The sequence below is a fragment of the Limnohabitans sp. 2KL-51 genome, from assembly GCF_003063645.1.
Taxonomy (GTDB): domain Bacteria; phylum Pseudomonadota; class Gammaproteobacteria; order Burkholderiales; family Burkholderiaceae_C; genus Limnohabitans_A.
The window spans coordinates 1-660 of record NZ_NESJ01000070.1; the positions used below are offsets into that span (position 1 = coordinate 1).

The 660-nt window shown below is 65.2% G+C and carries 1 pseudogene; it reads right to left on the bottom strand.

The window, feature by feature from the left end:
• Positions 1 to 660 (bottom strand): annotated as a pseudogene (locus B9Z49_RS21960) (hypothetical protein); the annotation flags it as partial.

Sequence of the window (660 nt, forward strand, 5' to 3'; positions counted from 1 at the left end):
TGAAGGTGGTGTTGCTGGCGAGCTCGGCCTTGTTGACGAACGCGTTGTTGTCCGCGTCGGTGATGATGCTGATGGCCAGATTGATCTCGGCGGTCGTGCCCCCGGTCGTGTCGATGACCACGGTTTGCTGGTCGTAGCCGCCTTGCGTCAGGTTGCCGCTCACGCTGGTGGGGGCTGCGGTGTTGATGGCCGTGGTGCCGCTCGAGCTGACGATGGTGGCTTTGAGGCTGTAGGTGCCCGCAGGGCGGGTGTTGGCCGTGTCGTCCCACGTCCAGGCGCCGCTGTCTGCCGGTGCCACAAAGGCATTGGCGCCAATTTGCGCGCCAGTGCTGTCATAAAACTGCAGCATGACCCGGTCGCCCAGGCCCGGCACCCAGCCGGTGATGGTGCCTGCGTACGTCAGAGTCTGGTCGTTGGTGATGAAGTCGCTGGCGGTGGCGCCGCTGTCGGTGCTGGCCGAGACGATGTCGATCGTGGCCACGCTGTTGCCGCGCGTGTTGTAGGCCAGGCTCACTTGGTTGTTGGACTCGTAGACCGCAGGCGCGGCAGCCGAGCTGTCGTAGGTGTCTTCGTTGTTGTTGAGCGCCGCGTCGCTGAACTTGCCCGAGAGGACACCCACGGTGGCCGTGCCGGTGCTGCTGACCGCTGGCGTGAAGGTGG